This is a genomic window from Streptomyces sp. NPDC055189 (assembly GCF_053606765.1).
Genome location: NZ_JBSGSG010000100.1, coordinates 1 through 25589, shown reverse-complemented (window position 1 = coordinate 25589; position 25589 = coordinate 1). Strand labels below are relative to the sequence as shown.

Annotated in this window: 24 protein-coding genes; 14 read left to right on the top strand and 10 right to left on the bottom strand. The window is 71.1% G+C overall.

From position 1 onward, the window contains the following. Positions 1-124: 124 nt before the first annotated feature. From ACWFR3_RS40620 to ACWFR3_RS40605, 4 genes are read left to right on the top strand one after another with little or no spacing between them, the layout of a single operon-like run. Positions 125-1162, top strand: coding sequence for an iron-siderophore ABC transporter substrate-binding protein (locus tag ACWFR3_RS40620; protein WP_453739737.1), 1038 nt, complete (start codon positions 125-127; stop codon positions 1160-1162). Next, positions 1159-2205: a FecCD family ABC transporter permease gene (locus tag ACWFR3_RS40615; protein WP_453739736.1), complete on the top strand. Its 1047-nt coding sequence runs from the start codon at positions 1159-1161 to the stop codon at positions 2203-2205. Before ACWFR3_RS40620 ends, ACWFR3_RS40615 begins: the two co-directional genes overlap by 4 nt. Before the next feature lie 2 nt (positions 2206-2207). Then, a complete protein-coding gene (locus ACWFR3_RS40610) occupies positions 2208-3263 on the top strand; it encodes a FecCD family ABC transporter permease (RefSeq protein ID WP_453739745.1) in 1056 nt (351 codons plus the stop codon). Continuing rightward, positions 3260-4084 carry an ABC transporter ATP-binding protein gene (locus tag ACWFR3_RS40605; protein WP_453739735.1) on the top strand — a complete coding sequence of 275 codons (825 nt, stop codon included), beginning with the start codon at positions 3260-3262 and terminating at the stop codon, positions 4082-4084. The genes ACWFR3_RS40610 and ACWFR3_RS40605 overlap by 4 nt, the downstream gene beginning before the upstream one ends. Positions 4085-4103: 19 nt before the next feature. On the opposite strand, the gene ACWFR3_RS40600 is transcribed toward ACWFR3_RS40605, so the two are convergent. Further along, complete coding sequence (locus ACWFR3_RS40600; protein WP_453739734.1) at positions 4104-4682, bottom strand: dihydrofolate reductase family protein; 579 nt, start codon at positions 4680-4682, stop codon at positions 4104-4106. 63 nt (positions 4683-4745) lie between these two features. Beyond that, entirely contained in the window at positions 4746-6032 is a 1287-nt protein-coding gene (locus tag ACWFR3_RS40595; RefSeq protein WP_453739733.1) for an MFS transporter, read from the bottom strand. Positions 6033-6166: 134 nt separating this feature from the next. On the opposite strand from ACWFR3_RS40595, the gene ACWFR3_RS40590 reads away from it, so the two are divergent. Continuing rightward, positions 6167-6874, top strand: a complete 708-nt coding sequence (locus ACWFR3_RS40590; RefSeq protein ID WP_453739732.1) for a TetR/AcrR family transcriptional regulator — start codon at positions 6167-6169, stop codon at positions 6872-6874. 106 nt (positions 6875-6980) lie between these two features. Here the strand turns inward: ACWFR3_RS40590 and ACWFR3_RS40585 are convergent, their stop codons facing one another. Further along, positions 6981-7763 (bottom strand): DUF899 domain-containing protein, encoded by a 783-nt coding sequence (locus ACWFR3_RS40585; RefSeq protein ID WP_453739731.1) that lies wholly within the window; start codon positions 7761-7763, stop codon positions 6981-6983. A 110-nt stretch (positions 7764-7873) separates the two neighbouring features. Further along, positions 7874-8788 carry a LysR family transcriptional regulator gene (locus ACWFR3_RS40580; protein WP_453739730.1) on the bottom strand — a complete coding sequence of 305 codons (915 nt, stop codon included), beginning with the start codon at positions 8786-8788 and terminating at the stop codon, positions 7874-7876. Between the two features lie 161 nt (positions 8789-8949). Here ACWFR3_RS40580 and ACWFR3_RS40575 point away from each other — a divergent pair, with 161 nt between their 5' ends. Further along, positions 8950-9786 carry an inositol monophosphatase family protein gene (locus ACWFR3_RS40575; protein WP_453739729.1) on the top strand — a complete coding sequence of 279 codons (837 nt, stop codon included), beginning with the start codon at positions 8950-8952 and terminating at the stop codon, positions 9784-9786. Next, complete coding sequence (locus ACWFR3_RS40570; RefSeq protein ID WP_453739744.1) at positions 9786-10490, top strand: NADPH-dependent F420 reductase; 705 nt, start codon at positions 9786-9788, stop codon at positions 10488-10490. The genes ACWFR3_RS40575 and ACWFR3_RS40570 overlap by 1 nt, the downstream gene beginning before the upstream one ends. A gap of 14 nt (positions 10491-10504) precedes the next feature. Here ACWFR3_RS40570 and uvrA read toward each other — a convergent pair whose 3' ends face one another. From uvrA to ACWFR3_RS40555, 3 genes are all read right to left on the bottom strand, one after another. Then, positions 10505-12997, bottom strand: a complete 2493-nt coding sequence (uvrA, locus tag ACWFR3_RS40565) for an excinuclease ABC subunit UvrA (protein ID WP_453739728.1) — start codon at positions 12995-12997, stop codon at positions 10505-10507. A gap of 57 nt (positions 12998-13054) precedes the next feature. After that, on the bottom strand, positions 13055-13555 hold the full coding sequence (locus tag ACWFR3_RS40560; protein WP_453739727.1) for a hemerythrin domain-containing protein: 501 nt from the start codon (positions 13553-13555) through the stop codon (positions 13055-13057). A 153-nt stretch (positions 13556-13708) separates the two neighbouring features. Then, positions 13709-14101 (bottom strand): ATP-binding protein, encoded by a 393-nt coding sequence (locus tag ACWFR3_RS40555; RefSeq protein WP_453739726.1) that lies wholly within the window; start codon positions 14099-14101, stop codon positions 13709-13711. Positions 14102-14441: 340 nt separating this feature from the next. Here ACWFR3_RS40555 and ACWFR3_RS40550 point away from each other — a divergent pair, with 340 nt between their 5' ends. From ACWFR3_RS40550 to ACWFR3_RS40540, 3 genes are read left to right on the top strand one after another with little or no spacing between them, the layout of a single operon-like run. After that, on the top strand, positions 14442-15251 hold the full coding sequence (locus ACWFR3_RS40550; RefSeq protein ID WP_453739725.1) for an alpha/beta fold hydrolase: 810 nt from the start codon (positions 14442-14444) through the stop codon (positions 15249-15251). Beyond that, positions 15248-16558, top strand: coding sequence for a SpoIIE family protein phosphatase (locus ACWFR3_RS40545; RefSeq protein ID WP_453739724.1), 1311 nt, complete (start codon positions 15248-15250; stop codon positions 16556-16558). Before ACWFR3_RS40550 ends, ACWFR3_RS40545 begins: the two co-directional genes overlap by 4 nt. After that, positions 16555-16917, top strand: coding sequence for an STAS domain-containing protein (locus tag ACWFR3_RS40540; RefSeq protein ID WP_453739723.1), 363 nt, complete (start codon positions 16555-16557; stop codon positions 16915-16917). Before ACWFR3_RS40545 ends, ACWFR3_RS40540 begins: the two co-directional genes overlap by 4 nt. Here ACWFR3_RS40540 and ACWFR3_RS40535 read toward each other — a convergent pair. The 3 genes from ACWFR3_RS40535 to ACWFR3_RS40525 all read right to left on the bottom strand — a co-directional run bounded on the left by ACWFR3_RS40535 (position 16865) and on the right by ACWFR3_RS40525 (position 19549). Then, a complete protein-coding gene (locus ACWFR3_RS40535) occupies positions 16865-17764 on the bottom strand; it encodes a protein kinase family protein (RefSeq protein ID WP_453739722.1) in 900 nt (299 codons plus the stop codon). The two genes, ACWFR3_RS40540 and ACWFR3_RS40535, sit on opposite strands and share 53 nt — an antisense overlap. Before the next feature lie 128 nt (positions 17765-17892). Beyond that, on the bottom strand, positions 17893-18357 hold the full coding sequence (locus tag ACWFR3_RS40530) for a peroxiredoxin (protein ID WP_453739721.1): 465 nt from the start codon (positions 18355-18357) through the stop codon (positions 17893-17895). Positions 18358-18700: 343 nt separating this feature from the next. Next, positions 18701-19549, bottom strand: coding sequence for a SigB/SigF/SigG family RNA polymerase sigma factor (locus ACWFR3_RS40525; RefSeq protein ID WP_453739720.1), 849 nt, complete (start codon positions 19547-19549; stop codon positions 18701-18703). Positions 19550-19920: 371 nt separating this feature from the next. Here ACWFR3_RS40525 and fdh point away from each other — a divergent pair, with 371 nt between their 5' ends. From fdh to ACWFR3_RS40505, 4 genes are read left to right on the top strand one after another with little or no spacing between them, the layout of a single operon-like run. Then, positions 19921-23169, top strand: a complete 3249-nt coding sequence (fdh, locus tag ACWFR3_RS40520) for a formate dehydrogenase (RefSeq protein ID WP_453739719.1) — start codon at positions 19921-19923, stop codon at positions 23167-23169. Further along, entirely contained in the window at positions 23166-24113 is a 948-nt protein-coding gene (locus tag ACWFR3_RS40515) for a 4Fe-4S dicluster domain-containing protein (RefSeq protein ID WP_453739718.1), read from the top strand. The genes fdh and ACWFR3_RS40515 overlap by 4 nt, the downstream gene beginning before the upstream one ends. Positions 24114-24163: 50 nt before the next feature. Next, positions 24164-25096: an NrfD/PsrC family molybdoenzyme membrane anchor subunit gene (nrfD, locus tag ACWFR3_RS40510; RefSeq protein ID WP_453739717.1), complete on the top strand. Its 933-nt coding sequence runs from the start codon at positions 24164-24166 to the stop codon at positions 25094-25096. Between the two features lie 31 nt (positions 25097-25127). Further along, positions 25128-25454, top strand: a complete 327-nt coding sequence (locus ACWFR3_RS40505) for a plasmid stabilization protein (RefSeq protein ID WP_453739716.1) — start codon at positions 25128-25130, stop codon at positions 25452-25454. Positions 25455-25589: the final 135 nt, after the last annotated feature.

Genomic DNA, 25589 nt, shown 5'->3' with positions numbered 1-25589 from the left:
TTTAAGGTAACGAAGGCAAGGTTTACCTAACCTTCTGGCGCCCATGTGGTGCCGTGCGTCCGCGCCTTCTCGCGACCGGACGTGCACATCCAGCACCTGACATTCCGAAGCGGAGTACGGACTGATGCGTTCGCAACGCCTTCGTCTGCTCGCTGCGGCGGTGAGCCTCCTGGGGCTCTCCGCCTGCGGCACGGCCGATACCGACAACGGCGGCAACAGCGACAAGGGGGGCCAGTCCGGAGCCTTCCCCATGACGATCAAGCACGCCCTGGGGACGTCGACCATCCCGGAGAAGCCCAAGCGCGTGGCCACGGTGAACTGGGCCAACGACGAAGTGCCGCTGGCGCTCGGCGTCGTCCCGGTCGGCATGGCCAAGGCCAACTTCGGTGACGACGACGGTGACGGGGTGCTGCCCTGGACGGAGAAGCGGCTCAAGGAGTTGAAGGCCGACACTCCTGTGCTGTTCGACGAGACCGACGGCATCGACTTCGAGGCCGTGGCCGACACCCGCCCCGATGTGATCCTCGCGTCGTACTCCGGTCTGACGAAGAAGGACTACGCGACGCTCAGCGAGATAGCCCCGGTGGTCGCCTACCCGGACGCTCCGTGGGCGACCCCCTGGCGCGAGATCATCCGGCAGAACAGCAAGGCCATCGGCCTCGCCCCGCAGGGCGAGAAGCTGGTCAAGGGCATCGAGAGCGACATCCGCGAGTCCGTCGCCAAGTACCCGCAGCTGAAGGGGAAGTCGGCGATGTTCATGACGCACGTCGACCCCAAGAACGTCAGCAAGGTCGGCTTCTACACCACGCACGACACGCGGACGCAGTTCTTCGAGGACCTCGGTCTGACGACGCCCGCGAGCATCGGCAAGTTGTCCAAGGGCACGGACAAGTTCGTCCTGACGCAGAGCGCCGAGCGGATCGACACGTTCAACGACGTCGACATCGTCGTCGGGTACGGCGACGAGAAGGGCGAGCTGCTCGAGCAGCTGCGCAAGGACCCGGTGCTGTCCAAGATGCCGGCGCTCAAGCGCGGTTCGGCGTACATGCTGCCCGGCAGCACACCGCTGGCGACCGCGGCCAACCCCACTCCCTTGTCGATCAGTTACGTCCTGGACGACTACGTCGCAGCCCTGGCCAAGGCCGCGGACAAGGTCCCGTGACGGCGGTCGACACCCGCCGGGTGAAGGGTGCCGCCGTGTCGCGGCGGCACCCGGCACAGGCCCGCTTCATGTGGCTCGTGCTGGTGACGGCGGCCCTCGCCGCGGTCATGGTGGCCTCCGTCGCCTTTGGCTCACGCGCCGTGGGCTGGTCCGACATCTGGGCGGCGCTCGGCGGCGCGGACGAGTCCCTCGCACGGGCCGCCGCCGCCAAGCGCATACCCCGTACGGTCCTCGCCGTGCTGATCGGCGCGGCGCTCGGCCTCGCCGGCGGCGTCATGCAGGGCGTCACCCGCAATCCGCTGGCCGACCCGGGCATCCTCGGGGTCAACATGGGCGCCTCGCTCGCCGTCGTCACCGCAGTCGCGTTCTTCGGCCTCGCCTCTCCGACCGGGTACATCTGGGTCGCGATGGCCGGTGCCGCGGTCTCGGCGGTGTTCGTCTACACGGTCGGCTCGTTGGGGCGTGGCGGCGCGACCCCGCTCAAGCTGGCGCTCGCCGGTGCCGCCACGACGGCGGCGTTCGCGTCCCTTGTCAGCGCCGTCGTGCTGCCGCGCAACGACGTGAACGGCAGCTTCCGGCTGTGGCAGATCGGCGGTGTCGGCGGAGCGACCTTCGAACGCGTCGGGCAGGTACTGCCGTTCCTCGTGGTCGGCTTCCTCATCTGCCTCCTTTCGGCGCGCTCGCTGAACTCGCTCGCCCTGGGCGACGAGGTCGCGGCCGGCCTGGGGGAGCGGGTCGCCCTGGCCCGGGGCACGGCTGCCCTCGGAGCCGTCGTCCTGTGCGGTGCGGCCACGGCCGTCGCCGGGCCGATCGGCTTCGTCGGCCTGGTCGTCCCGCACACCTGCCGCCTGCTCATCGGCGTCGACCACCGCTGGCTGCTGCCGTTCTCGGCGCTGCTCGGTGCGGTCCTGCTCACGGGCGCCGACGTCCTCGGGCGGATCGTCGCGCGTCCCGCGGAGATCGACGTGGGCATCCTGACGGCGCTGATCGGCGGCCCGTTCTTCATCTGGATCGTACGGCGGCAGAAGGTGCGTGCCCTGTGAGTGTGACCGTTACCGACCCGCTGCGGGGCAGCACGTCGGCCGGGGAGGTGTCCCGCGCGCGCGTTCGCCGCGCGTCCCGGCGCCGCATCGTCATCGCGGTCCTGTCCGTGCTCGTCGTGGCGGCCTTCGCCGTCACCCTGATGGCAGGGGAGACGTTCTACCGGCCCGGTGAGGTGGTCCGGGTGATCATGGGCGAGCAGGTGCCGGGCGCCTCGTTCACCGTGGGACGGCTGCGGCTGCCCCGCGCGGTGCTCGCCGTGGCGGCCGGATTCTGCTTCGGCCTGGCCGGTGTCACCTTCCAGACGATGCTGCGCAATCCGCTGGCCAGCCCCGACATCATCGGCATCAGCTCCGGTGCGAGTGCCGCGGCGGCCATCGCGATCGTCACCCTGTCGCTCGGCGCGACGCAGGTGTCGGTCCTGGCGATCCTCGCCGGCCTGGCCGTGGCGCTGCTCGTGTACACCCTGGCCTTCCGGGACGGCGTCGTCGGAACCCGGCTGATCCTGATCGGCATCGGCATCTCCGCGATGCTCGACAGCATCACTTCGTACGTGCTCTCGCAGGCCGCGGAGTGGGACCTCCAGGAGGCTTCGCGCTGGCTGACCGGCAGCCTCAACGGCGCGGCGTGGGAGCAGACCGTGCCCGTGCTTGTCGCGCTGGCCGTCCTCGGCCCGGTGTTGCTCTCCCGGTCGCGGGACCTGTCCGCGATGCAACTGGGCGATGACACCGCCGCCGCGTTGGGGGTCCGCGTCGAGCGGGTCCGGATCACGGTGATCATCGCTGCGGTGGGTCTGATCGCCTTCGCCACGGCGGCGTCCGGGCCGATCGCGTTCGTGGCGTTTCTCTCCGGCCCTCTCGCCGCCCGACTCGTGGGCCGCGGCGGCTCGTTGCTGGTACCCGCCGGGCTCGTCGGCGCCCTGCTCGTGCTCGTCGCCGACTACGCGGGCCAGTACGCCCTCGGCACCCGGTATCCGGTCGGCATCGTCACCGGCGTCCTCGGTGCGCCCTACCTCATCTATCTGATCGTCCGCACCAACAGGGCCGGAGGCTCGCTTTGACCACGGACCACGTCCTCACCGCCGAAGGCCTCACCCTCGGCTACGGCGACCGCACCGTGATCGACTCCCTCGACCTGACGGTGCCGCCCGGACAGATCACCGGGATCGTGGGCGCCAACGCCTGCGGCAAGTCGACGCTGCTGCGTTCCCTGTCGCGGCTGCTGGCGCCCCGCGCGGGCCGTGTCGTACTGGACGGAAAAGAGGTGCACCGGCTGCCCGCGAAGGAACTCGCCCGCACTCTGGGTCTGTTGCCCCAGTCGCCGGTGGCCCCCGAGGGCATCAGCGTCGGAGACCTGGTCGGCCGCGGCCGGCATCCGCACCAGGGCGTTCTGTCCCGCTGGAGCGCCAAGGACGACGCCGCCGTGGCCGCCGCGCTGGAGGCCACGCAGACGACGCCGCTGATGGACCGCGCGGTGGACGAGCTGTCCGGGGGCCAGCGCCAGCGCGTGTGGATCGCGATGGCGCTGGCTCAGCAGACCGATCTGCTCCTGCTCGACGAGCCCACCACGTTCCTCGACGCCAGCCACCAGATCGAGGTCCTCGACCTGCTGACCGACCTGAACCGCAGCCGTGGCACCACCATCGTGATGGTGCTGCACGACCTCAACCTCGCCGCCCGTTACTCCGACCACCTCATCGCCCTCGCAGCCGGCCGGCCGCATGCCACGGGCGCCCCCGCGGACGTACTGACGGAGGATTGTGTCCGCACCGTATTCGGCCTGGACAGCCGGATCGTCGAGGACCCCGTGTCGGGCAAGCCGCTGATGCTGCCGATCGGACGCCACCATGTGCGGGCACCGGCCGGCCGAGGAGGCCGCTGAGCAGCTGAGGCGCGGCGGCTCAGGCGTGCAGGGCAGGCCGGTAGATCAGCTCCTGGATGTGGCCGTCCAGGGTCCTCTGCTCGATCAGTTCGAGGTCGAAGTCGGCCGCACCCCGGAAGATCGGGTCGAGCCCGGTCTCACCGGTGATCACGGGGAAGAGCGTCACCTGTACGCGGTCGACCAGACCGGCGGCCATCAGCGCCCGGTTCATCGACAGACTGCCGTGCGAGCGCAACGGCACCTCTGACTCCTCCTTGAGCCGGGCGACGACCTCGACGGCATCGCCCTTGGCGACGCTCCCGTTCGGCCAGTCGATGGGGTCCTCCAGGGTGGTCGACACCACCGTCGCGGGCAGGCTCCTCATCCGTGTCACCCACGGATCACGCACTTCGGACGCCTTGGTGCTGGAAGCCAGCATCTGCGCGAACGCCCGATAGGTGTTGGCCCCGAAGACCATCCGCTGCTCCTCGTCGTACTGGGCGAGGCGGTGGTCGAGGAGCTCGGGCCCCTGCTTGCCCCAGTAGCCGGTCCACTTGCCGCCGGCGGCGCCGAAGCCGTCGAGGCTGGAGAAGACGTCGAACGTGTAGGTGGCGGTCATGGTGCTCTCCTCGGGTGCGGTGGCCGGCGTGTCATCAGTACAGACCGGTGAGCGCGGCGGGACTCATCGCTCGTGGGCTCGTGCGTTTGCACGCGGGGGAGAAGCAGGACTCGGTGGTGCGGGCAGGCGGGCGCGGCGCAGGGCCGGGAACGCGGTGGCGACCGCGAGGGTGGCGGCGACGCAGACGAGGCCGCCGGTGATCACTGCCGTACGGGCGCTGGTGAGTTCGGCCAGGAAGCCGACCGCCGCGTTGCCCAGGGCGGGTGAGACGGTCGCCTGGACCATCCACAGGCTGCTGACCCGGCCGCGCAGTTCGTCCGGAGTGCCGTGCTGGAGGAGGGCCGAGCGCAGGGTTTCGGAGATCAGGTCGCCCAGGCCGGCCAGGGCGAGCAGTGCCAGGGCGAGCGGCAGCAGTGACGTCGCGCCGAAGCCGGTCAGGGACAAGCCCCACAGCAGGACGGCGCCGATCAGGGCATGACCGCCCGCGCGGCCCGTCCAGCCGCTGGTGGCCGCGCCGATGAGGGCGCCGAGCGCGGGGGCGGCGTAGAGCAGACCCACCACGCCGGGGCCGCCGTCGAACTGCTGGTCCGCCAGGACGGGGTAGAGCGCCTGAGGCATGGTGAAGACCATGGCCGCGGCGTCGATGAGGAGCAGGCCGACGATGAGCCGGTGGCCCCGGATGTAGCGCACCCCGTCGGTGACCGCGGCGAACGCCTGACGGACGCCCTTGGCGCGGTGTGAGACGGCTGGCGGCAGCGGCCGTACGAAGACCAGGGCCGCGGAGAAGACCAGCAGGCCGATCGCGTCGACCGCGTAGCAGGCGGCGAGTCCCGGACCCGCGACGAGCAGGCCGCCGACGGCCGGGCCCAGCAGGGCCGACAGTTGGGCGGCGGCGGAGGTCAACGCGCCCGCGGAGGCCAGGCGTTCGGTGCCGACGAGGGCCGGTATGGCCGCCAGCAGGGCGGGGCCGCCGAGGCCCGCCAGAAGTCCGGTCAGGCCGGTGGCGAGGTAGATGAGCCACAGATGCGGCTGCGGCAGCAGGGCGTTGAGGGCCAGTGAGGCAGCGACGAGCGGGAGGGGGAGGCGGGTTGCCAGCATCAGCAGCCGCCGGTCGTACCGGTCCGCCAGTACGCCGCCCGCCAGTACGCCGGCCACCATCGGTAACGCACGGGCGAGGCTGACCAGGCCGATGTGGCTCGCGGAGCCGGTGAGGTCGTAGACCTGCACGGCCACCGCCACGCTGGTCATGAGTGTGCCGAACAGGGCGGCAAGGAAGCCCGCGAAGAGCAAGCGGAAGTCGCGGCTGTCGCGGAGCGGGGTGAGGTCCATGGCGAGACGGGGCGGGCGCACGGGCGGACTCCAGGGGGAGTTAGGTGAGCCTTACCCAGGGAACCCTGTCGTCTGGAACGCTTAAAGTCAACATGTGTGAAGTTCAGTGATGTCGGTTGATCCCGGCTGCTCGGCGCTTGCTAGCCTTCATGGCGATGAGCAGCGACACTCCGGCCCGGCGGCGGCCGACCCACCGCAAAGGCCGCGCCACGCTCACCCGCGATTCGGTCGGGCGGGCGGCACTTGACTTCCTGGGGCGACGGGGGCCGGCCGAGCTGACGATGCGTTCACTCGCCCTCGACCTGGGCGTCTCGCCCCGCGCGCTCTACAACTACGTCGAGGACCGGCGCGACCTGATCACCCTCGCCGCCGAGTTGTTCGAGGCCGACTGGCGTCCGCCGGGGCTGGACGCGGGCCCGGACCGGTGGCGGGAGAGCCTGCGCGGCTTCTGCCGGGACCTGCGCGCGCACTACCGGCGCCATCCCGGCATGACGACGCTGGCCATGAGCGAGAACGTCACCATGGCGCGGCATCCGGCGATGCTGCGGAACGTGGACACGATGATCGGGTTCTTCGAGGACATCGGACTGCCGCTGGCGGACGCCTATCACGCCTGCATGGAGGCGATCCGGCTCGTCGTGGGGTTCGTGGAGTTCCAGGACGCCCTGTACGACCGACCGCACAGCCACCTGGACCCCGCCGACCTCCACCAACTGCCGCCGCCCTGGCTGCAGTCGGCGGCGGAGCCAGATCTGCCGCGCCTGAGCCGCGTCAGCGACCTGGAGCCCAGCACTCCGGACGCGCTGTTCGACTTCTCCGTGGACACCTTCGTCGGGGGAATCGCTGCCCGCGTGCGTTCCTGAGGGCACGATGCCAGACACTTCCGGCAGTTCGAGAAAGCGCGACCTGCCGGAAGCGACGGGCGTCAGGCCACCTTCGCCGCGGAGCCGAAGCCTCAGGGCGGGTGGGTCAGTGGTGGGGGCCCCGGCGGCCGAGGGTTCGCACGGGTGTTGCGCCGGGGCGGGTCCACTGTGGTACGGGGCGGCCGGTCGGGCCCCAGGTGGCGTTTCCGTCCGCGTCCGTGCGCCAACTCCAGCACGCGTCCTGTCCCTTGGGCCGGCCCTCGGGGTTGTCCTCCCACGCCTCGCCGCGGCCGTAGGGCGTCCTGTCGAGCAGGGCGAGGGACCCGTTGACCGGCTCGTTGCCGCGGCCCGTCGTGGAGTAGGTGAGGAACACCCGGTCGCCGTCGCGCAGGAAGCACGCGATGTGTCCCATGTCGCCGCCGACCGGCGCGGCCGCGTCGCGCACCGAGTACCAGGGCTGGGTGTAGCCCATGAACTCGATGTAGGCGGCCACCTCGTCCCACCGGCCCGCGGTCAGGACGGCGAAGGAGACGCCGCGGGCGTTGAGGTAGGACGCGTCCTGCAGGTGCCAGGCCGTGGTGGTGCAGCCCTCGCACTGGCCCTGGTGCGGTGCGCCGTCGTACCACATGTGCTGGTAGACCACGAGCTCGTCGCGGCCTTGGAACAGGTCCAGGAACGGGACTGGGCCGTCCGGCCCGACGACCTCGACCGTTCCGTCGATCTCCACCATCGGCAGCCGGCGGCGGGCCGCGGCGAGCGCGTCGCCCTCGCGGGTGTGGGCCTTCTCGCGGACCAGGAGTTCGTCGCGGGCGGCCTGCCAGGTGGCCGGGTCGACGATGGGCGGGCGGCCGGGCAGCTCGGTGGCAGGGTCGTCCGGAGTGCTCGTCATGGTGTCCTCCGTGGTGTCTCGTGCAGGGCAGCGCCGTGCCGCGCCGCCCTGTGACGGTCACCAGAAAGGACTGGTGCCCCGGCCGGAACTCATCGCGGGACGGGGCACTTTCAGCTGATCCCGCTGCCGTCGAGTACGGCCCGCAGGGCTGAGCCGGCCCGGTCGCGCAGCCAGGCGTGGGCGCGGTCGTTGTCGTGGCGCTGGTGCCAGACCAGGTGCAAGGGGATCGGCGGCATCGTGAGCGGCAGGGGCAGTGTCCGCAGACCGAGGCCGTGCAGGGCGGAGGCGGTGACGGCTGCCGGGACGGTGACGACGAGGTCGGTGTCGAGAACGAGCGGGAGGGCCGCTGCCGCGCTCGGCGTCGCGGCGATGACCCGGCGTTCGAGTCCGAGCGCGGCCAGGGCGTCGTCGACCGGGTCGCGCAGGCGTCCGCGGCGGGAGACGGTGATGTGCCCGGCCGCGGCGTAGCGCTCGGGGGTGAGGGGCCCTTCGGTCAGAGGGTGGCCGGGGCGGACCGCCGCGACGAGGTGGTCCTCGCCGACGAGCTGGTGGCGGATGTCGGGGGCCGAAGGCTCGGCGGAGCTCGATTCGAGGTCGACCTCGCCGCGCCGTAGCTCCGGGGTGTCGGAATTCGACTCCGCGACCAGGCGCAACCGTACGCCCGGAGCCTGCTGGTGGACCGCGGCGAGCAGGGTGGGGCCGCATGCCGAGGCCAGCGCGTCGTGCAGGCGGACGGTGAAGGTCCGGTCCAGGGTCGACAGGTCCAACTCGCGCTCGCGACTGAGGAGTTGGTGGGCCTGGTGGACCAGGTCGTGGACCTGCGCGCGGACCTCCAGGGCGTAGGGCGTGGGGGCCATCGTCCGGCCGGTGCGCACCAGGATCTGATCGCCGGTGGCCTGGCGGATCCGTCCCAGGGTCCGGCTCATCGCCGGGGACGTGACGTGCAGACGGGCCGCCGCGCCCGCCACGCTGCCTTCCTCCAGGAGTGCGTCCAGGGCGGTGAGCAGATTCAGATCCAGTTGCATGAGAGTAATCCTAGAGGTTACAAGCATGCACTTGCTGTTAATCCGCGGGCTGCCTACCTTCGAGACACGGACGGCGACGCACCGCACGCCGCCCCCACCAACTGACGGCGCATCACTCTCGCCGCCGCCCACCATCTCGCTGAGACCTCCGGGAGTGCTCCATGTCCGCTGACACCACTTACTCCACCGCCTCCGCTGCCTCCACTGACTCCGCAGTCGCCCTGCTCGACCAGGTGACCACCGCCGTCCGCGCGGCCGGTGACCTGCTGCGCGAGCGCTACACCCCGCAGGCCCGCGGTACCAGTGGCGAGGAGATCGTCGCGGAGATCCACGCCAACGACGACGCCGTGCTCGACATCCTGAAGGCGCCGCTCCTGGCGGCCCGTCCGGGCGCCGGCTGGGCCGAGGACGAACTCGACGGCGGCTCGCTGCCGCCGGGGGAGTGGTGGATCGTCGACCCGGCCGAGGGCAACATCAACCACGTCCACGGCATGCCGGACTGGGCCGTGACCGCCACCCTCGTACGCGACAACGAGCCGGTCCTCACCGTCGTCCACCTTCCGCTGACCGGCGACGACTACACCGCGGTGGCCGGACGCGGCGCCCACCTGAACGGCGCCCCGCTGCGCGTGTCGGCCAAGACCGATCTGGGCGCGGCCCTGACCGGCACCGGCCAGGCGCGGCCCGGCGAGGACGAGCACACGTTCCGCCGGATCGGCTCGTCCGTCACGCAGATGCTGATCAACGGTCTCGTCGTACGTGTCTCCGTGCCCGCCACCCTGCAGCTGATCCACGTCGCCGCGGGCTGCATGGACGCCTTCTGGCAGTTCTCCGACGTGCGTTCGGGGCTGGTGGCCGGCGCCCTGCTGGTCGCCGAGGCCGGAGGCACCGTCACCGACATCAACGGCGACCCGTGGAGCCTGGCCAGCCCCGACTTCCTGGCCACCGCCCCGGGCATCCACGCCGCGGCCGTCTCGGTCCTGTCCCCGATCGCCTGATCACCCGTCACCACCCCCCCAAGGAGCACGTCAGCATGACCAGCATCGGTACGACCAGCATCGGCATCCTCGGCACCGGCCGCGTCGGCAGCAACCTCGCCCGCGCGCTCGCCGCAGCCGGCCACGACGTCACCCTCGGGCACCGGCAGCCACGCGAGCAGGCATCCGCAGAGGCCCGCACGGGCAGTCCCGCCGAGCAGATCCGCCTCGCCGACCAGCGCGTCACCGCCGCCACCACCGACATCGTGATCAACGCGACCCCGGGCGACACCGCCCTGGCACGGCTGTCCGCCCTGGACACCGAGCTGACCGGGAAGATCCTCATCGATGTCTCCAACGCCACCCGGCACAGCCCCGACGGGTTCCCCGCGGACCTCTGCTACCCCGGCAGCAGCCTCGCCGAGCAGCTCCAGGAGGCCCTGCCCGCGACCCGGGTCGTCAAGACGCTCAACACCATGCTCTTCCCGGTCATGACCGCTCCCGCCTCCCTGTCCACTCCGCCCACCGCCTACCTGTCCGGCAACGACGCGCCCGCCAAGTCCGTCGCCGCCGGCCTGCTGGGCGACCTGGGCTGGCACCCCGGCTGGATCGAGGATCTCGGCGACATCACCACCGCCCGCGCCACCGAAGCACTAGTCCTGCTGGTCCCGCACGTGCTGCGCCGCAGCGGCTTCCGGCCGTTCGCCGTCTCCCTCGCACGCTGAGTCGCCGGTGCCGTTCACGACCGCGCGAGGCGCGGCGCCAGATAGCGCGCGGTGGCACTGCGCTTCGACCTGGCGACCTTCGCGGGTGTGCCGGTGGCGACCACCCGGCCGCCCGCGTCGCCGCCACCGGGGCCGAGGTCGATGACCCAGTCGGCGGTGGCGATCGTGTCGAGGTCGTGCTCGACCAGGACGACCGTGTTGTCGGCGTCCACGAGCCGGTGCAGCTGTCGGAGCAGCAGGGCGATGTCCGCGGGATGCAGGCCCGCCGTCGGCTCGTCGAGCAGGTAGAGCGCGTGACCGCGCCGGGCCCGCTGCAGTTCGGTGGCGAGCTTGATGCGCTGGGCCTCACCGCCGCTGAGTTCTGTCGCGGGCTGGCCCAGGCGCAGGTATCCGAGTCCCACCTCCCGGAGCGTTTCGAGGCTCCGGGAAGCGGCGGGGACCTCCGCGAGGAACGCGGCGGCCTCGTCGACGGACATCGCGAGAACCTCCGCGACGGTCTTGCCGCGGTACGTCACTTCGAGTGTCTCGGCGTTGTACCGCGCGCCCCGGCACGTCGGGCACGGCGCGTAGGTGCCGGGCAGGAACAGCAACTCGACCGCGACGAACCCCTCGCCCTGGCACGTCTCGCACCGCCCGTCGGGCACGTTGAAGGAGAAACGGCCGGGCGCGTAGCCGCGCGCCCTCGCCTCGTCCGTCGCCGCGTACAGCTTGCGTACGGCGTCGAACATCCCGGTGTACGTGGCGAGGTTGGAGCGGGGCGTGCGGCCGATGGGCCGTTGGTCGACCCGTACGAGCCGGTCGAAGGACTCGACCCCGGCCGCGTCCCGCACGTCGATCTCGAGTTCCGCCTCGTCCGGGTCCTCGGGCCCGTCGGCCTCTTCGGGGTCGGGCGCAAGGCCGAGATGGCCGCGCACAACCTCGGCGAGCACTTGTGTGACCAGCGTCGACTTCCCGGATCCCGATACGCCGGTCACCGCCGTCAGCACGCGAAGCGGGACGTCGACCGACACGTCGCGCAGATTGTGGCGCCGGACGCCGCTCAGGTGCAGCCAGCCCTGCGGCTCGCGGGGGCGACGGGCGTCGGGCCGGGCACGTCCGAACAGATAGTCACCGGTGGCCGACTCCTCGACCGCTTCGAGCCCCGGGACCGGGCCGCTGTACAACACCCGCCCGCCCGCCTCACCGGCGCCGGGTCCGATGTCGACGACCCAGTCCGCCCGGCGTACGACGTCCATGTCGTGCTCCACGACGAACAGCGAGTTGCCCGCGGCCTTCAGCCGGTCAAGGACGTCGAGCAGCGGCTCCGCGTCGGCGGGGTGCAGGCCGGCGGACGGCTCGTCGAGCACGTAGACCACGCCGAAAAGCCCGGAGCGCAGCTGGGTGGCGATCCGCAGGCGCTGCGCCTCGCCGGGCGAGAGCGTCGTCGAGCCGCGCCCGAGGCTGAGGTAGCCCAGGCCGAGGCCGAGCAGCACCTCGACGCGTGCGACCACGTCGGCGCAGATCCGTACCGCCGCCTCGGTGCTCTCCCCGTACCGGGCGCTCGACGTGGCGGCCGAGGCGTCCGGCAGTTCCGCCACGGGCCGCAGCAGTGCCGCGACCTTGGTCAGCGGGAGTGCGTTGACCTCGGCGATGGAGCGGCCCGCGAAGGTGACCGCGAGGGCTTCGGGCCGCAGGCCGCTGCCCTCGCACGCGGGGCAGGGCACACTGCGTACGAACCGCAGCGCGCGATCGCGCATCCGCTGGCTCTTGGAGTCGGCCAGGACGTGCATGACGTGCGCCCGGGCGCTCCAGAACTTGCCGTAGTAGCCGTAGTCGATACGGCCCGGTTCCGGCTCGATGAGAACGGAGGGCTGCTCGTCCGTGTAGAGCAGCCACTCCCTGTCCTTCTTCCTGAGCCTGCGCCACGGTCTGTCGATGTCGATGCCCAGAGCGCTCACGATGCTGCGCAGATTGGCGCCCTGCCAGGCCCCGGGCCAGGCCGCGATCGCACCGTCACGGATGCTCAGCGACGGGTCCGGGACGAGCAGCTGCTCGGTGACGTCCAGCGTGGCGCCCAGGCCGTGGCAGCGCGGGCAGGCGCCGGCCGACGTGTTGGGCGAGAATGCCTCGGCCTCCAGGCGTTCGGCGCCCGGCGGGTAGGTCCCGGCACGCGAGTAGAGGATGCGCAGCAGGTTGGACAGGGTGGTGAGGGTGCCGACCGTCGAGCGTGAACTGGGCGCCCCGCGGCGCTGCTGCAGGGCCACGGCGGGTGGCAGTCCGGTGATCTCCTGGACGTGCGGAGCACCGACCTGCTGCAGCAGGCGACGGGCGTAGGGCGCGACGGACTCGAAGTAGCGGCGCTGGGCCTCGGCGTAGAGCGTGCCGAAGGCGAGCGAGGACTTGCCCGAACCGGAGATGCCGGTGAAGGCGACCATCGCGTTCCGCGGAATGTCCACGTCCACGTTGCGCAGATTGTGCTCGCTGGCGCCGAGGACACGTACGCAGTGCTCGGCCGCAGAATCTTCCATGGCATGTCTTTAACCGTTCGGGCCGCCGCCCTTGGCCGCCACGCGAATGAAAGAACGTCAGGCCTGCACGATGCGGCGGATGTTGTCGATGCTCCCGCAGCCGGCCTTGAGCTGCTTGGCCCGCTCGCGGGTGAAGGCGGCGCCCAGTTCCTCGCGGCGTTCCATGGCCACGTTCTCGCGTGCCCCGTTGAGGATGGTCCGCTCCTCCTCATCGGTGTGGTGGGCCACCGCCTCGACGAGCTTCTCCAGCTTCTCGTCCCAGTCGTCGGAACCGACGTCCTTCACCTCCAGGAGGGCCAGCAGCGCCTTGTTGCCCTCCTCGTGCTCCTCGACGCCGTGTTCGACCTCGTCGTTGTCGATGTCCCGGTAGCGCTTGAGCGAGGGGTAGACATCGGACTCCTCCGCGAGCGCGTGCGCGATGAGCAGGTCGGCGAACTCCCGGAGCGCCTGTGCCCGTTCGGCTTCCACGCTGCGCATCTGGCGGAACAGGTCCTCCATCCGCCGGTGATCGTCGAGGATCAGCTCTACGACGTCGGTCGATGCTGCCTTCTCCGGCATACGGGGCTCCTTCTCGGCAGGGGGCAGGGGGCGCAGTGCGGTGCGCGCCTTCGTAGAGATACGTAGCGTGCGCACTGCTCCCACGGGGTGCCTCGTGTACCCGGCCGTCGCGTGTGTCACTCCTGCGGCCTACCGGAGCGCACCGGCGACCGGTCAGCCGGCCAGGGCGATGTGGGCGGTGATGCGTTTGCCCGCAGGTTCGGGGTGGACGTCGAAATTCTGGGCGACGGCCATGACGATCTCCAGGCCGTGCCCGCCGATCCTGAGCGGGTCCTCGGAGCGGACGACGGGCCGGGCGGTGGCACTGTCGTGCACGGTCACCGCCACCGTGGCGTCCACGATGTACAGCTCCATCAGCATCGGGCCCGGCGCGTATTTGCAGGCGTTGGTGACCAGTTCGCTGACCACCAGTTGAGTGAGGTCCATCGCGCGGGCGGAGACGGTGACGTTCTGGTCCGTTCGGGCCCGGGTGAGGAAGTCGACCGCGAGGTGACGTGCCTCGGCGATGGAGGAGTCCCCGCCGTCCAGTGGGACGGCGACACCCATGGTGTGAGCTCCGGACGGCCCCTCGCCGTCAATGCCCGCTGACTCCATTTCTTTTCCACCCTCATCCCCGTTGTCTGCGCTCCCCTACCCTGCTGGACGCGGTACATACAGGTCTGGCCCGGATCGATATTCCATGCGAGCGACCCTGCCCGTGACGTCGGACAGGTCCGCGGTGTGTGCTCGGCCCGAGCCGTGCCAGCGGGTGCAGTCGAGAACATGGTGTCAGACCTTTGCCCGCGGCGACTGCTCATATGGCGGGCACGGTCGGTGCTGCGGCTGCCTGCCTGCTGCCTGCTCTGCCGGAGAAGCGGCTGTCAGGGATTCTGCGAGGATGTGCCGCATGGGTGTGTTCAGCAGGAACCATGTGACGGTGACCGGTCGGGCCGGGGGACCGGTGGTGGTCCTTGCGCACGGGTTCGGGTGCGACCAGAACATGTGGCGCCTGGTGGTCCCGCTCCTGGAGAGCGACTTCACCGTGGCGCTGTTCGACCATGTGGGCGCCGGGCGCTCGGATCTGTCGGCGTGGAGCGAGGAGCGCTACTCCTCCCTGGACGGTTACGCGGATGATGTGCTGGAGATCTGCCGTGAGCTGGGTCTTGGACCGGTGACGTTCGTGGGGCACTCGGTGAGCGCGATGATGGGCGTCCTGGCCGCGGCCCGGCAGCCGGAGGCCTTCGCCGGTCTGGTGCTGCTCGCCCCGTCGCCGCGCTTCGTCGACGATCCGGCCGCCGGTTACCGCGGCGGGTTCAGCGCCGAGGACATCGAAGAGCTGCTCGGCTCGCTTGACGCGAACTACCTGGGCTGGTCCGGCGCCATGGCTCCGGTGATCATGGGCAATCCCGACCGGCCGGAACTGGGGGAGGAGCTGACGAACAGCTTCTGCCGCACCGATCCGGACATCGCGCGTGTCTTCGCCCGTGTCACGTTCCTGTCCGACAATCGCAAGGACCTCGACGGCGTCAGCGTGCCCACTCTGGTCGCGCAGTGCTCCAGTGACGCAATCGCGCCCCTGGAGGTCGGAGCCTTCGTGCACGCCCGGATCCCCGGCAGCCGCCTGGTCACCCTGAACGCGACCGGGCACTGCCCCCAGCTCGCCGCGCCGGAAGAGACGGCGGCCGCGATCACCGAGTTCGTCGAAGCCGCGCGATGATGTCCAAGACCGGCGACGGCGGGGGCGGCGAGCATCCCGGCTCCGGAGAACATCCCGATCCCGGAGAACATCCCGGCCCCGGAGAGCAGCCCGGACACGATCAGGCGGCGTTCTCCGCACTGCTCGAGGACAGCGTCGAGGACCTGTACGAGCACGCGCCGTGCGGCTACCTCTCCACGCTCCTCGACGGCACCATCGCCAAGATCAACGCGACGCTCCTCGACTGGCTCGGCTACGCCCGCGACGACCTGGTGGGCCGCAGGACGTTCGCCGATCTGCTGACCGTGGGCGGCCGGCTCTACCACGAGACGCATTTCGGCCCCCTGCTGCGCATGCAGGGCGAGGTCAGCGGGATCGCCCTGGAGCTGAAGGCGGCCGACGGCGGCCGACTGCCCGTCCTGGTGACCTCCACGGTCAAGAACGGCAGCGACGGGCAGCCGCTCCTGATCCGCACCACCGTCTTCGACGCCGGGGACCGTCGCGCCTACGAGACCGAACTGCTGCGCGCCCGGCAGGAAGCGGAGCGCGAACGCGAGGAACTCAAGCGGCTCAATGCCGTTCTCCAGCAGACCCTGCTGCCCCCTGCGCTGGTGAGCGTGCCCGGCCTGGCGGTGGACGCGCACTACCACATCGCCTCCACCGACATGGTCGGCGGCGACTTCTACGATCTCTTCCCCCTCACCGCGGGTACCTGGGGCCTGTTCCTGGGCGATGTGTGCGGCAAGGGCGCCGCCGCCGCGGCCGTCACCTCCCTGGCCCGCTACACGCTGCGGGCCGCCGCCGTCTACGACCCCGACCCGGCCGCCGTCCTGAGCAACCTCAACACGGTCCTCAACCACGAGTACAACGGCGACGACCCGCGGTTCTGCACCGTCATCTTCGGCCTGCTCACCCCCGACACCGCCCAGGGCGGCTTCCGCATCACCCTGGCCAGTGGCGGCCACCCGCCGGCCCTGCTCATGCGCGCGGACGGCAGCGCCGAATACCTCCCCACCTCCGGCGGACAGCTCATCGGGGTCCTGCCCGACGCCCACATCGCCACCACCACCGTCCGCCTCACGGCAGGTGACACCCTGGTGCTCCACACCGACGGCCTCACCGAAGCCCATACGGCCTCGAACAGCGACGACGACCGCTACGGGGACGAAGCCCTCCTCGGCTTCGCCCGGGCGCTGGCACCCACCACCGCATCGGGCGCCGTCGCCGCGATCCGCGACCTGCTCGACACCTTCGGCACCGGCGTCGACGACGACACCGCCGTCCTTGCCATCAGCGTGCCCCGACCCACCAGTGAAGAGCAGCAGTGACTCAGCTCGCCGTCCGCACCCGGACCACCGCAGCAGGACCCGTCGTCGAACTGGTCGGCGAACTCGACTACGACAGCGTCCACCAGCTGCGCGAACTCCTGCCCGAACTGACCCTGCGGCCGGGCCAGCAGCTCGTCATCGACCTCGCCGGCCTCGCGTGCTGCGACTCGAGCGGCATCAGCGGCCTGCTCGCCGCCCGCAACCACGCCCTGTCCGCCCGGGCGGGCATCGCCCTGGCCGCGGTACCCCGCCGCATCAGCCGAATCTTCGACGCCGTCGGCCTGGGCCAGGTCTTCCCCACACACCTCACCGCACAGGCGGCCGAAACCGCCTGGACACTGTCCGCGCCCCAGCCCTGAACCGGTCGTCAGCCGATGGGCGGACTGTAGTCGCGGCCGCTGCCGGGATGTCCGTGGGGAGTTCGCCCCGGGCGTAGGCGCGGATCCGCGCCTCGCGGTCGTCTCTCCCGTATCCGTACAGGGCCGTGACGAGCCAGTTCACCAGGTAGGTGAGCGCGTAGACACGGTCGTACGTCCGGTGCCGGTCGAAGAAGTCGGCTTCCTGCCGCGACAGTTGGAAGCGAGAGGAGATGGCGAGGCCGTAGTCGGCGAAGTAGAGGCGGCGGCCGTCGGTGAGGATGTTCTCGAAGTGGGCGTCGAAGTGCAGGAGACCGCGGGCGTTCATGAACGCGGTGCCGGCTTCCAGGTTCCTCTCCACCATGGTGCAGGCCCGTTCGGCGGCATCCGCGCCGGCGGTCAGCTGCTCGCCCAGCCACTGGTGCAGATTCTGCGGGATGTACTCGAGGAACAGCGCGACACTGGCCGATGACTGCCGAAGGGCCTCGATCCGGGTGCGCACCTGCGATCCGCCGCCCCAGTAGGCCACCGCCCGGTCGACGTCGGCCAGTTCCGCGGGCAGGGGCGTGGAGTCGGGCAGGACTCGCCAGTGGTACATCAAGGGGAAGCCCTCGCAGGCCCCCGAGAGCACCCAGTCCGTCGTACGGGTATGTACGGCGAGCTCCCTCCAGGCGCCGAATCCCGGACCGCCGATGCCGTACTGGCAGAAGACCGGCAGCCCGAAGACGTTCGCCGTGGACCCGGCGTTCTCCGGTCGCCGCTCCAGATCGGTGAGGGGCACCCGCTTCACGAAGACCGGGACGCCGTCGATCTCCAGCAGGGCCGCCTTCCCGCCGATGCCCGAACCCATCGGGGAGGCAGCGTCCAGGAGATCGAGCAGGGCCCCGTCACCGTGCCGGGCCAGGGACGCGGAGACGGCCTCGTGGGCGGCGAGACGCGCACCGCGGGACGATGTGTCGGGGCCTTCCAGGCGAGCCTTCAGCGGTCCGCCGACCGCAGAGCCGCCAGGGCCCGGTCCGCGTGGGCGCTCATCCGGAACTCGCTGCGCACCACTTCCAGGACGCGCCGGTCGGCTCCGATGACGAAGGTGGCCCGCTTGGTCGGCAGGGGACCGAAGCCGCGTGCCACACCGAACTGCCCGCGCACCGCGCCCTCCGGGTCGGACAGGAGCGGGAAGCCGAGCGTGTGCCGCCCGGCGAACTCGCGCTGGCGCTCGACGGGGTCCGAACTGATGCCCACCGGCCGGGCGCCCACCGCCGCGAACTCGGCCGCCAGGTCCCGGAAGTGGCAGGCCTCGGCGGTGCAGCCGGGCGTCATCGCCGCCGGGTAGAAGAACACCACCACCGGGCCCTCGGCAAGGAGCGAGGAGAGGGCCGTGGGCGTACCCGTCTCGTCCGGCAGCGTGAAGTCCTCCACGAGGGAACCGACTTGGATGCGTGTCATCGCCGCGCTCCTCGTCCGGGGCGGGCGCCGAGAGGTGCGGCGGGAGCGAGCGGTGGACGAGGTGGGCGGACAGACACGGGGTCTCCTCACGGCGCGGCGGCACAAGGCACAGGTCACGGGCACTGGGCCGGTGCTGGTGCCGGTACCAGCACCGGTATCAGCACCAGCACCAGCTCTAGCACCAGCACAGCACTGGCTCTGCCTCGCGATACTACTCGGCGGTAAGGAGCCGTGCCCGCAGCCCGGTTCGCCGCGGGCACGGCACACCGGAGCCCCTGGGGCCGCCCTGGTGCCCCAGGGGCCGATCAGTCACATGCGCACAGGGCGCATGCGAGACCTGCCGTCACGCCGCCCGGGCGTGCTCGGTGCCGCGTTCCGTGCTCTCGTCACCGCGGATGGCCTCCGCGCGGACCCTGGCACAGCTGGTGGTGATGAGACGTGAGACGTGCATCTGCGAGATGCCGAGCTCCTCGGCGATCTTGCTCTGCGTCATGTCCTCGAAGAAGCGCAGGTACAAGATGGTGCGCTCACGCTCCGGCAGCCGCCGCAGACCGGCCTTGGCGGCCTCCCGGTCGGTGATGAAGTCGTAGGCGGGGTCGGATGCGCCCAGGGTGTCCGCCAGGCTGAACCCGTCGGGGTCCGCGGAGACCTCGGCATCGAGCGACAGGGCGCTGTAGCTGGTCAGGGCCTCCAACCCGTCACGGACCTCGGCCTCGGTGAGACCGGTGTGCTCGGCGAGGTCCGCGATGCTCGGCTCGGCGTCGTGGCCCGGCTGCTCCATCAGATCGCGGCGCGCGACACGCACCTTGTTGCGCAGCTCCTGCACGCGCCGGGGCACCCGCACGTCCCACATACGGTCGCGGAAGTGCCTGCGCAGTTCTCCGGTGATGGTGGGCACGGCATAACTCTCGAAGGCCCCGCGTTCGGGCTCGTACCGGTTGACCGCCTTTATCAGGCCCATCGCGGCCACCTGTCGCAGGTCTTCGAGGTTCTCGCCCTTGTTGCGAAACCGGCCGGCAAGGCGGTTCGCCATGGGCAGCCATGCCGTCACGATCTCCTCGCACAGCAGGTCGTGCTCGGGTCCGCCGTCGAGCGTGGCGAGATGGGCGGCGGCCGCCTTGGTGTCGGGTGCGTCGTCGTGGGGGCGGCCCGTACGGCGACGGGCGGCGGGCGCGGTGGCATCGGTAAGCATCAGAAATCGCTCCTCAACGGTGGGCGGGCAAATGACCGCGAGAAACGGGATGACCCGGAGCCGGGCATCCGGCGGGAGAAGACAGACCGCTCCCCGCGGATGCGCCTCCGGTCCGAAGCACGAAGTACGCCTGCCCCTCGACTCGGAGGGGAAACAGACATCGGCTCAACGGATTCGCAGGAGCGCCCTTCGTGAAGATCCGGAGCGCGGTGATCGCCCGCCCGTGAGCCGATGCATCACCTGGTACTTCCCGGGTACCTGGCGCCCGCACCGCCACGCCGCCCGGCTCGCTGCGGCAGCCCGCCCGGGCGAGCCTGGAGAAGGCGTCCGTCACCGAGTGCGGGCACCGCGGACGCAGGGAAGGACATGCCATGGGCATACGCAGGCGGATCAGCCGGTGGCCCGCGTACCGGCAGTTCACCGAGGGAGACCCGCTGGGCCGCGGACGGGCCGCCATGTCCGGGCAGACGGCGCGCATTCGGCCCCGTACCGATTCGGCTGATCGGGTCGTCTCGTCGGTGTGCCCCTACTGTGCGGTCGGCTGCGGACAGGAGATCTACGTCAAGGACGAGTCGGTGGTCCAGATCGAGGGCGACCCGAACTCGCCCGTCAGCCGCGGCCGGTTGTGCCCCAAGGGCTCGGCGACGCTGCAGCTCACCACCGGCGATGCCCGGCATCACCAGGTGCTCTACCGGCGCCCCCATGCCGAGGACTGGGAGCCGCTCGACCTCGACACGGCCATGGACATGGTCGCGGACCGGGTGATCGAGACGCGGCGCGACACCTGGGAGTGGCAGAACGAGGACGGACTGCGCACCGCACGGACCCTGGGAATCGCCAGCCTCGGCGGCGCGACCCTGGACAACGAGGAGAACTACCTCATCAAGAAGCTCCTCACGGGGCTCGGCGTGATCCAGGTGGAGAACCAGGCCCGCGTCTGCCACAGCTCCACGGTCGCAGGTCTCGGCACCTCGTTCGGCCGCGGCGGCGCGACCACCTTCATGCAGGACCTCCAGCACGCGGACTGCATCGTCATCCAGGGGTCCAACTTCGCCGAGGCCCACCCCGTGGGCTTCCAGTGGGTGATGGAGGCCAAGGCACGCGGTGCACGCATCATCCACGTCGATCCGCGCTACACCCGCACCAGCGCCCTCGCCGACCTGCACGTACCGATCCGCGCCGGCAGCGACATCGCCTTCCTCGGCGGGATCATCAACCACGTCCTGAGCAAGGAGAAGGACTTCAGGGAGTACGTCCTCGCCTACACCAACGCCGCCACGCTCGTCGGCGAGGACTTCCGCGACACCGAGGACCTCGACGGCGTCTTCTCCGGCCTGGACCAGGACAAGCACCACTACGACCAGACGAGCTGGCAGTACGAGGGCGTCGACGTGCAGGCGCCCGCCGGTGACGTCGACGAACAGTACGAGCGGCGGGTACGCGAGACCGGCGAACCCGAGACACACGGCTCCGGAGGCGCACCCACGGAGGGCGCGCCGCCCCGCGACGAGACCCTGACCCACCCGCGGTGCGTCTACCAGGTCCTCAAGCGGCACTACGCGCGCTACACGCCGGAAGTGGTCGAGGAGAGCTGCGGCGTGCCGCGTGCGACGTTCCTGGAGGTGTGCGAGGCGCTGACCGCGAACTCGGGCCCCGAGCGGACCAGCGCCTTCGCCTACGCGGTCGGCTGGACCCAGCACTCGGTCGGCTCGCAGTACATCCGCGCCGCCTGCGTCCTGCAACTGCTCCTGGGCAACATCGGGCGGCCCGGCGGCGGCATCCAGGCACTGCGCGGACACGCCTCCATCCAGGGCTCCAGCGACATCCCCACGCTGTTCAACCTGCTGCCCGGATACCTGCCGATGCCGAACGCCCACGCGCACGAGACCCTGGACGCGTTCATCGAGGCCAGCCGTACGGACAAGGGCTTCTGGGCGAACATGCGCGCCTACTTCGTGAGCCTGCTCAAGGCTTACTACGGCGACGCGGCCACCGCCGACAACGACTTCTGCTTCGACCACCTGCCGCGGCTCACCGGCTCGCACTCGACGTACGAGACGGTCATGGCGCAGCTGGACGGCGTGTGCAAGGGCTACTTCCTGATGGGGGAGAACCCGGCGGTGGGCTCCGCGAACACCCGGTTGCAGCGGATGGGCATGGCGAACCTCGAATGGCTGGTCGTGCGGGACTTCTCGCTGATCGAGTCGGCCACCTGGTGGCAGGACGGCCCCGAGATCGAGACCGGGGAGATGGCCACCGAGGACATCGCCACCGAGGTGTTCTTCTTCCCCGCCGCCGCGCACACGGAGAAGTCCGGTTCGTTCACCAACACCAACCGGTGGGTGCAGTGGCATCACGCGGCCGTGGAACCCCGCGGGGACGCGCGCAGCGACCTGTGGTTCACCTACCACCTGGGCCGCCGCATCAAGGAGAAGCTGGCCGCGTCCAGCGACCCGATGGACCAGCCCGTGCACGACCTGACCTGGGACTACCCGGAGGAGGGGCCGCTGCGGGAGCCGGTGGCCGCCGCGGTCCTCGCCGAGATCAACGGCCATGCCGCCGACGGGTCCCCGCTGTCGGGGTACACCGAGCTGAAGGACGACGGTACGACGCGGTGCGGCTGCTGGATCTACTGCGGGGTGTACGCGGACGGCGTCAACCAGGCCGCCCGCCGCAAACCCGGCAAGGAGCAGGACTGGGTGGCCGCCGAGTGGGCGTGGGCGTGGCCCGCCAACCGCCGCATCCTCTACAACCGGGCCTCGGCCGCCCCCGACGGCACCCCGTGGAGCGAGCGCAAGGCCTACGTCTGGTGGGACGGGACCGACGGCAAGTGGACCGGGCGCGACGTGCCGGACTTCGTACCGGACCGCGCCCCTGACTACGTGCCGCCCGAGGGCGCGACCGGGCCCGACGCGCTGCGCGGCGACGACCCCTTCATCATGCAGGCCGACGGCAAGGGGTGGCTGTACGCGCCCGCCGGTCTGGAGGACGGTCCGCTGCCCACGCACTACGAACCCCAGGACTCGCCCTTCCCCAACGCCCTCTATCCCTCCACCCCGCGCTCTCCCACCCGGCAGCTGATGCCGCGCGAGGGCAACCGCTACCACCCGAGCGGCGACGAACCCGGCAGCGACGTCTATCCGTACATCGTCACCACCCACCGCCTCACCGAGCACTTCACGGCGGGCGGCATGAGCCGCTGGTCGCCCTACCTCTCCGAACTGCAACCGGAGTTCTTCTGCGAGGTCTCGCCGCAGCTCGCCGCGGAGTGCGGCCTGGAGCACACCGGCTGGGCCACCATCATCACGGCCCGCAACGCCGTCGAGGCCAGGGTCATGGTCACCGCACGGATCAAGCCCCTGACCGTGCACGGGCGCACGGTCCATCAGATCGGCCTGCCCTTCCACTGGGGCCCCAACGGCGTGGCCACCGGCGACGCGGCCAACGAGCTGGTGGCCATCGCCCTCGACCCCAACGCCCACATCCAGGAGGACAAGGCCCTGACCGCGGACATCCGGCCCGGCCGGCGCCCCCGCGGACCCGACCTGCCCGAGCTGGTCGCCGAGTACCGCCGACGTGCGGGCATCACCGAGACCACGGGCACGGAGGCCGGGAAATGACGGAACGCCATCTGCTGAGCGGGGTCGAGCCCGACCCTGCCCGTGACGCCGGACACCCGGAACCGCCCCCGCGGGTCGGCTTCTTCACCGACACCTCCGTATGCATCGGCTGCAAGGCCTGCGAGGTGGCGTGCAAGGAGTGGAACGCGATCCCGGAGGACGGGCTCTCCCTCACCGGGATGAGCTACGACAACACCCAGGGGCTCGGCGCCTCCACCTGGCGGCATGTGGCCTTCATCGAGCAGACGGTGCCCGCGCGGACAGAACCCGGGCAGACGGTGCCCGAGCCGCAGGGGCGCACCCAACTCCCCCTCGCGGAGGGCACGACGCCTGCCACCCCGCCGGAAGCGGGGGAGAGCACCCGCTGGCTGATGTCGTCCGACGTGTGCAAACACTGCACGCACGCGGCCTGCCTGGACGTCTGCCCGACCGGCTCGCTCTTCCGCACGGAGTTCGGCACGGTCGTGGTGCAGGAGGACATCTGCAACGGCTGCGGCTACTGCGTGCCCGCCTGCCCCTACGGCGTCATCGAACAGCGACCCTCGGACGGCCGGGCGTTCAAGTGCACCATGTGCTACGACCGGCTCGGCGCCGGACAGGAGCCTGCCTGTGCCAAGGCCTGCCCCACCGAATCCATCCAGTTCGGGCCGCTGGACGAGCTGCGGGAGCGGGCCGCTCTGCGCGTCGACCAACTGCACGAGGCGGGCGTCAGCGGCGCCCACCTGTACGGGGACGACCCGGCGGGCGGCGTCGGCGGTGACGGCGCGTTCTTCCTGCTCCTGGACAAACCCGAGGTGTACGGGCTGCCACCCGACCCCGTGGTGACCACCCGTGACCTGCCCGCCATGTGGAAGCACGCGGGGGCGGCCGCCGTATCCCTGCTCGGCGGATTCGCCCTGTCCTTCGCCCTGCCCGCCCTTGCGCGACGGAGGGCGGCGCGGTGAGCGGGGGACGAGGGCGCCGTGGACGCCGTGGACGCCGGGGCGAACAACTCATGGTGCCGGAGGCCGAGTTCGCGTCGTACTACGGCAGGCCGATCATCAAGGCGCCGTCCTGGTCCGCCACCGACATCGCCGGATACTTCTTCCTGGGCGGTCTGGCGGGCGCGGGCTCCGTGCTGGCGGCCGGCGCCCAGCTGACGGGGCGTGCGCACACGGCCACCGCCATGAAGGTGTCGTCGCTGGGCGCCGTGTCGCTGGCCGCGGCGGCACTCATCCACGATCTCGGGGTGCCGAGCCGCTTCCCGAACATGCTGCGGGTCCTCAAACCGACGTCACCCATGAGCGTCGGGTCCTGGCTCCTCGCCGCTTACGGTCCTGCCGCAGGAGCGGCGGCCGTCTGCGCCGCCACCGGCCGCCTGCCCCGCATCGGCGCGGTGGCCACCGGCGCCGCTGCCGTGTTCGGCCCGGCCGTGGCGTCCTACACCGCCGTCCTCGCGGCCGACACCGCGGTGCCCGCCTGGCACGGCGCCCACCGCGAACTGCCCTATGTCTTCACCGCGTCCGCCACGGCCGCCGCCTCGGGCATGGCCCTGGTGACAGGGCCCTCGCGCGAGTCGGCCCCGGCCCGGTGCGCCGCGGTCCTGGCGGCCACGGCCGAGGCCGTGGCCCTGCGGGCGGCCGAGGAACGGCTCGGCATGGTCGCCGAGACCTACCGGCAGGGCCGTGCCGGACAACTGATGCGCTGCGCGCGGTGGCTGACCGCGGCCGGTGCCGCCGGGGCCGCGGCGCTCGGCGGGCGCAGCCGCCCGGCAGCAGTGGCCGGCGGTCTGGCGATGCTCGCCGGATCGGCCTGCACGCGCTTCGGCATCTTCGCGGCCGGTATCGCCTCGGCCGAGGACCCGAAGTACACGGTGGTCCCGCAACGGGCGAACAGCCGGGCCGACGAGCGGCCGACGTGCGGCCCGTACGACCACCACGAATCATGAGATCGACCCACCGACGAGGAAGGGACAGCAGATGCCTGCCGGATCGAGCAAGAAGCGTGAACGCCAGTACGAGCACATCAAGGACAGCGTCGAGGAGCGCGGAGGCTCGACCAAGCGCGCCAAGGAGATCGCCTCCCGGACGGTGAACAAGGAACGGGCCCGTTCGGGCGAGTCGAAGACGGCCAGCAAGACCTCCACGCAGGACAAGAAGTCGGCGTACGAGCGAGGCGGGGAGCGCTCGCACAGCGGCGCGCAGGGGCCCACCAAGGACCAGCTGTACGCGGAGGCCAGGAAGAAGAACATCGACGGCCGCTCGTCCATGAACAAGCAGGAACTCAAGAAGGCCCTCGGCCGCTGACGTGCCGCTGATCGGGTGATTCAGCCGATGCGGCGTGCATGCCGGGAGGCGGATGGGGCACTCGGGGCGCGGGGTGCGAAGCAAAGCGTCGGAACGGCCTCGGACGCTTGGCTTTGCCGGTCGGCCGCATTGGGG